This is a genomic window from Candidatus Sodalis sp. SoCistrobi (genome assembly GCF_900143145.1).
Taxonomy (GTDB): domain Bacteria; phylum Pseudomonadota; class Gammaproteobacteria; order Enterobacterales; family Enterobacteriaceae; genus SoCistrobi.
Genome location: NZ_FRDB01000197.1, coordinates 1 through 5,384 on the forward strand (window position 1 = coordinate 1; position 5,384 = coordinate 5,384).

A 5,384-nucleotide genomic window follows, 5' to 3' on the forward strand; every position below is an offset into this window, starting at 1 on the left:
TGCTCATGCTGAGTTTCCAGCACTAGATTAACTGCCCGTTCACGGACTTCCGGAGAGTAACGTTTGGTCGTTGTCATAGAGACCTCCACTTTTAAAGTATAGACTCTAATTTATCCGGGGTGATTCAATGTAGATACCTATGCTGCAACAGCCGGCCGGTTTCCGCCTCCAATCCCTTGGTGGCCCAGACAATGCGGGCATCTGGACGCAGATGGGGTTTGAGTTGGGTAAGCACCTGCCCGAAGACGTGGCTCGGCACCACGATCAGCACATCACGGCTGGCGGCCAGCGCCGTCGGCAGCGATGCTTCCAGGCGCAGCGTCGGCGGAAACGGCACGTCGGGCAAAAAAGCCTGATTGCAGCGCGCCGCCTCCAACGCCTGGATATGGGCTGGATCGTGACCCCACAGCAACACCTCATGACCGTTACGCGCCAAGGTGATAGCCAGGGCCGTACCGTACGAGCCGGCACCAATAACAATCATTGACGCATCGCCGGGCATGATCAGGCGTCCTGAGCCGGCTGGCTGGCGTCGCCGTCGCCCTGCTGCTGCAGGTAATTCATGAACAGCGCATCAAAATTGACCGGCGCCAGATTCAACTGCGGGAAGGTGCCACGGGATACCTGGCTGGTGATACACTCACGGGCGTAGGGGAAAAGAATATTCGGGCAGTAGGCGCCGAGACAGTGCGCCATTTGGGTGCCGTCAATGCCGGAGATGGTGAATATGCCCGCCTGCTGGACCTCGCACAGAAAGGCGGTATCTTCGCCCAACGACGCCGTCACGGTGACCCGCAGTACGACTTCATAGATATCCTCCGCCAGCTGGCTGGACGCGGTATCCAGATCCAGTTTGATTTCAGGCTGCCATTCCTGCTGGAACACCTTGGGCGCATTCGGCGCTTCAAACGACACATCCTTGGTATAAATGCGCTGAATTTGAAACGCCATCTCGGTATTATTTTGTTCTGACATTGAAAAACCCTTTGGTTAAAGTGCCGGGTACGGGGGCTAAGGCGCACGACCCGTCGGTTCTGTTTATTTAAGCAGGGGATCCAGGCCGCCGCGCGCATCGAGCGCATGCAAATCGTCACACCCGCCCACATGCTTGCCATCGATAAAGATTTGCGGCACCGTGGTGCGGCCGCTGCGCTTTATCATTTCTTCGCGCAGATCCACGTCGCCATCAATGGGGATCTCCTTAAAAGGCACCCCTTTGCGGGTAATTAACGCTTTGGCGCGATGGCAATAGGGGCAAGTCGCTTTGGTATAAATTTCGATATTGGCCATGGTTTTCCCTTTTTGATGGAAAAGAGTTATTTACCCCGGACCAGCGGTAAATTTTCCCCGCTCCAGCCGGATATGCCTTCTTTAAGCACATAAACCCGTTCAAAGCCGGCTTTGATCAGGTTTTGCGCCGGATCGCGCGAGCTGGTGCCGCTGGCGCAGACAACGATGACCGGCTTACCCTTGGCTTTTTCCAGCTCGCCCAGATTGCCGGATTTGATGTCTGCCGCCGTCAGACTCAGGCTGTTGGCGATATGCCCCTTACGGTAATCATCCCGGTTACGCAGATCAACAATCACCGCATCTTCCTTATTGATCAGTCGGATAGCTTCACCGCGGGCAATGTCGCCCACCTTGGAAAAACGGCTTTGGAAAGTAGTAAAAATTACGGCACCCAAAAGGACCACCCACGCCAAACTCAGCATGGGATGATTGCCGACAAATTGCATAATTTCTTGCATGGGGTGAGAAAACTCCCGTTAATAAATGACCCAACGTCAAAGCATTCGAGTATACCCTCGCCGCCGGGCAAATTCAGCCTCTATACCGATACATCGTCAAGAAACTGGCGGCAATGCACGTCACGGCGCAAAAATCTCGGACGAAACCGATGCCAAAGCATTAATAGATGACTGGTAAGCCGCTGTTCAACGTGAAATAATCGCCGCCATGAGGGAAATTGCACCGTTAAAACATTCATATCCCACGCGCGCCGGCGATCGGCACCGCGCCACCGGATTCAGGTCTCGTCTTTGCGCCGGCATGCTTTGCGCCGGCACTCTGCTATTGCCCGCCGCCGGTCACGCCGCGGACAACAAGCAACAGCTAGAAACGGTGCAACAAAATATCCTCGCCAAAGAAAAAAGCGTCCAGCAGCAGCAAAAGCAGCGCACCGCCTTGCTCGGCCAATTGAAAGAACAAGAACAGTCCATCTCCCGCTCGTCCCGCGCCCTGCGGGATACACAGCATACCCTGGCGACGCTGAAGGGCGATATTGATCGGCTGACACGTTCCATTCGTCAATTACAGGACCGTCAGGCCGCACAGCAGAAATTGCTGGCGCAGCAGTTGGACGCCGCATTCCGTCAGGGGCAGCATTCCGGGCTACAGTTGATCCTCAGTAACGAGGAAAGTCTGCGCAGCGAGCGCATCCTGGCCTACTTCAGCTACCTGAACGAAGCGCGTACCAAAACCATCAATGACCTGCGCCAGACCCGAACCGATCTGGCGGCGCAAAAGCGCGAGCAGCAGCAGAAACAACAACAGCAGCAACAGGTGTTACAGCAGCAGCAAAAGCAACAGCAAACCTTGCAGGGCGCCCGCGCCGCGCGCCAGAAAACCTTGAGTGGTTTGAATTCGTCCATCGCGGAAGATAAGCAACGCTTGGCGGAGCTGCATCAAAACGAGGCGCGGTTACGCGATTCTATCGCCCGCGCCGAGCGGGAAGCGAAAGCCCGTGCGCAGCGGGAAGCGCGGGAGGCGCAGCGGGTGCGTGAACGGGAAGCACAAGCGAAAAGCCGCGGCAGCACTTATAAGCCCAGCGAGAGCGAGCGGGCGCTGGTCGCCCGTACCGGCGGGCTCGGCCGACCGGCGGGACAGGATTTGTGGCCGGTGCGGGGCCGTACGCTTCATCGCTTTGGCGAGCCTCAGCAGGGGGAGTTGCGTTATAAAGGGCTGGTCATCGCGGCAGCGGAAGGCAGCGAAGTGAAGGCCATCGCCGCCGGCCGCGTGCTGATGGCCGACTGGCTGCAGGGCTACGGCCTGATGGTGGTCATCGAGCACGGCAAGGGCGATATGAGCCTCTATGGTTACAACCAAAGCGCGCTGGTTAACGTCGGCGATCAGGTCAAAGCCGAGCAGCCGATTGCGCTGGTCGGGGCCAGCGGCGGCCAGGGCACGCCGTCGCTTTATTTTGAAATTCGCCGTCAGGGCCAGGCGGTCAATCCCATACCCTGGTTAGGAAGGTAGTTTGTCGATTAAAACCTGTAGCACCGCTATCGTGATGTTCCTGCTGCTGGCATGCCCTGTGGCGCAGGCGGGAAAGCTGGCTATTGTCATTGATGATTTCGGCTACCGGCCCGCGACCGAGAATCAGGTCCTTGCCATGCCGGTTAACGTTTCCATCGCGGTGCTACCCGATGCGCCCCATGCCCGGGAGATGGCCCTTAAAGCCCATCAACAGGGGCGCGAAATCCTCATTCATCTGCCGATGGCGCCCTTAAGCAAACAGCCTCTGGAGCGCAACACGCTCACGCCGGCGATGAGCCGCGACCAGGTGGCGGACATTATCCAGCAGGCGACCCAAAAAGTTCCTTATGCGGTGGGGTTGAACAACCATATGGGCAGCGCGATGACCTCCAGTCTCAGCGGCATGCAACATGTGATGCAGGCGTTAAGCCACTATTCTTACTATTTTCTCGATAGCGTGACGATCGGCAACAGTCAGGCGGTACCCGCCGCCGCCGGCACCGGTGTCCGGGTCCTCAAGCGACAGGTGTTCCTGGACGACACCGCTAATGAGGCCGACATCCGCCACCAGTTCAATCGCGCGGTGGCGCTGGCCCGCCGCAACGGTTTCGCTATCGCTATCGGTCATCCGCATCCGGCCACGGTGCGCGTGCTGCAACAGATGCTGCCGTCCCTGCCCGGAGATATTGTCCTGGTGCGTCCGAGTATGCTGCTTAACGAACGTCCCGCGACAGCCCCCGCGTCGCCGCCGGTGGCTAAACCGGCGCCGACGCGCCCCTTCCGCGGCGTGCCCTATTGTCCGAGTCGTCAGCCGGCGCCGCCGATTTATGCCGATGCCATGCTGGGCGCCATCGCCTCAAGCGTTGCCGACACGTGGCGCAGTATCCTGCGCGGCGAGACGGCCCCTGTCGCCGGGAAGCCCAACGCGGGCAAAGCCGATGCCGGGAACCCTGACGCGGCACAATAACCGACCGGGAAAGGCGTACCCTGTCTCAATCGGTCAGGCAAAGCAGGGGCGCCTTTGCAACGGTCTGACCGCATCAAGACTCTCAAGTTAAAAAAAGATTGCGGCCCGCCCCCGGTCACAGCCGCAACGCCCGTCTTTCGCTTACCCGCCATCGCCGATTTTCCCCACCAGCGTGAACCACCGGCGCTCGCTGCCTTTCGGCGGTGAAATAGTGCGGGTAATGCATCTATGCTACCATGCACCGAAATGAGGGAGGTCTATGCGGTGGAAATGCATGACGATGCCAAAGGTCGGTTGAAAATTCTGCTGTTGGATAACGGCAAAGAGTGGGGCGGCGGCACCAACAGCCTGCTGGAACTCCTTAAACGTATTGACCGCAGCCGGTTTGATATTACCTGTTGTTTTTACCATAATTATCAGCGCGACAATGAAGAAACCATCGGCGACGTTCTGAGCGCCATCGGTATTCCGACGCGGTTTATTGCCCAGCGCCGGCAGCCGCTGTGGGCAAAGATAAGCAAGGAAATCCTGCGCGGCCTATTACTGTTCCACGCCCACTGGCGCCAACGCGCCGTGCAAGCTATCGATCATGTCTGGCGCATCGCGCCCAACGCACGGCAGCTTGCCGCCCTGCTGCGCGCGGGGAACTTTCACCTGCTGTATATGAATAATCAGCCCAGCTCCAATGTGGAAGGGTATAGCGCGGCCGAGGGTCTGCCGGTGGCGGTCGTGCAACATTGCCGCATTGAACCGGTCCTCGACCCGCACATCGTCGCCCGGGTCAACCGGGGCGCACGCAGCGTCATCGCGGTATCCGAGGGCGTGCGGCAAACCCTGATCCACGGCGGTATCCGGCCGGCGCTGTGCCAAACGGTGTTTAACGGCATCGATATTCATCAGCCGCTGCCGGACGGCGCCCGACTGCGCCAATCCCTCGGCGCCGATGCGGGCACCTTCCTGTTCGGCAGTATTGTGGGGTGGCAATCATTTCTGGACTCTTAAGTTGAACGATGGGTTAGCCGGAAGCCCTTTAATCATAGGTATCTACACATTTATCGTGATACCTGTTATTACTTTGCAGAATGATTTCAACCTATCTGTTGGCGGGATTGACTCTCGCCTTACCCGCCGATATCAGACGCTGGTTAAACAGCATATGACG

At 58.2% G+C, this 5,384-nt stretch carries 6 protein-coding genes and 1 pseudogene; 3 read left to right on the forward strand and 4 right to left on the reverse strand.

Features of this window, described 5'->3' with window-relative positions; all coding sequences use genetic code 11:
* Positions 1–142: 142 nt before the first annotated feature.
* The 4 genes and pseudogenes from CINSTRO3249_RS12320 to CINSTRO3249_RS12335 all read right to left on the reverse strand — a co-directional run.
* Positions 143–502 (reverse strand): annotated as a pseudogene (locus CINSTRO3249_RS12320) (2-dehydropantoate 2-reductase N-terminal domain-containing protein); the annotation flags it as partial.
* A 2-nt stretch (positions 503–504) separates the two neighbouring features.
* A complete protein-coding gene (secB, locus tag CINSTRO3249_RS12325; RefSeq protein ID WP_074013497.1) occupies positions 505–975 on the reverse strand; it encodes a protein-export chaperone SecB in 471 nt (156 codons plus the stop codon).
* A gap of 63 nt (positions 976–1,038) precedes the next feature.
* Positions 1,039–1,290: a glutaredoxin 3 gene (grxC, locus tag CINSTRO3249_RS12330; protein WP_074013498.1), complete on the reverse strand. Its 252-nt coding sequence runs from the start codon at positions 1,288–1,290 to the stop codon at positions 1,039–1,041.
* A 26-nt stretch (positions 1,291–1,316) separates the two neighbouring features.
* Positions 1,317–1,748: a rhodanese-like domain-containing protein gene (locus tag CINSTRO3249_RS12335; RefSeq protein WP_074013499.1), complete on the reverse strand. Its 432-nt coding sequence runs from the start codon at positions 1,746–1,748 to the stop codon at positions 1,317–1,319.
* A 208-nt stretch (positions 1,749–1,956) separates the two neighbouring features.
* Between CINSTRO3249_RS12335 and envC the strand changes: the two genes are divergently transcribed.
* The 3 genes from envC (at position 1,957) to CINSTRO3249_RS12350 (ending at position 5,224) form a co-directional block, all read left to right on the forward strand.
* On the forward strand, positions 1,957–3,255 hold the full coding sequence (gene envC, locus CINSTRO3249_RS12340) for a murein hydrolase activator EnvC (RefSeq protein ID WP_074013500.1): 1,299 nt from the start codon (positions 1,957–1,959) through the stop codon (positions 3,253–3,255).
* Between the two features lie 34 nt (positions 3,256–3,289).
* The gene (locus CINSTRO3249_RS12345) at positions 3,290–4,222 is read left to right on the forward strand and encodes a divergent polysaccharide deacetylase family protein (RefSeq protein WP_074013502.1); all 933 of its coding nucleotides are present in this window, start codon (positions 3,290–3,292) and stop codon (positions 4,220–4,222) included.
* A gap of 228 nt (positions 4,223–4,450) precedes the next feature.
* Positions 4,451–5,224, forward strand: coding sequence for a glycosyltransferase (locus CINSTRO3249_RS12350; protein ID WP_254304363.1), 774 nt, complete (start codon positions 4,451–4,453; stop codon positions 5,222–5,224).
* Positions 5,225–5,384 lie beyond the last annotated feature (160 nt).

What these genes read in the sequence shown, in the direction of transcription:
- secB (WP_074013497.1), bottom strand. Translation starts at nt 975, where the DNA reads ATGTCAGAACAAAATAATACCGAGATGGCGTTTCAAATTCAGCGCATT.
- CINSTRO3249_RS12345 (WP_074013502.1), top strand. Translation starts at nt 3,290, where the DNA reads ATGTTCCTGCTGCTGGCATGCCCTGTGGCGCAGGCGGGAAAGCTGGCT.
- CINSTRO3249_RS12335 (WP_074013499.1), bottom strand. Translation starts at nt 1,748, where the DNA reads ATGCAAGAAATTATGCAATTTGTCGGCAATCATCCCATGCTGAGTTTG.
- grxC (WP_074013498.1), bottom strand. Translation starts at nt 1,290, where the DNA reads ATGGCCAATATCGAAATTTATACCAAAGCGACTTGCCCCTATTGCCAT.
- envC (WP_074013500.1), top strand. Translation starts at nt 1,957, where the DNA reads ATGAGGGAAATTGCACCGTTAAAACATTCATATCCCACGCGCGCCGGC.
- CINSTRO3249_RS12350 (WP_254304363.1), top strand. Translation starts at nt 4,451, where the DNA reads ATGCTACCATGCACCGAAATGAGGGAGGTCTATGCGGTGGAAATGCAT.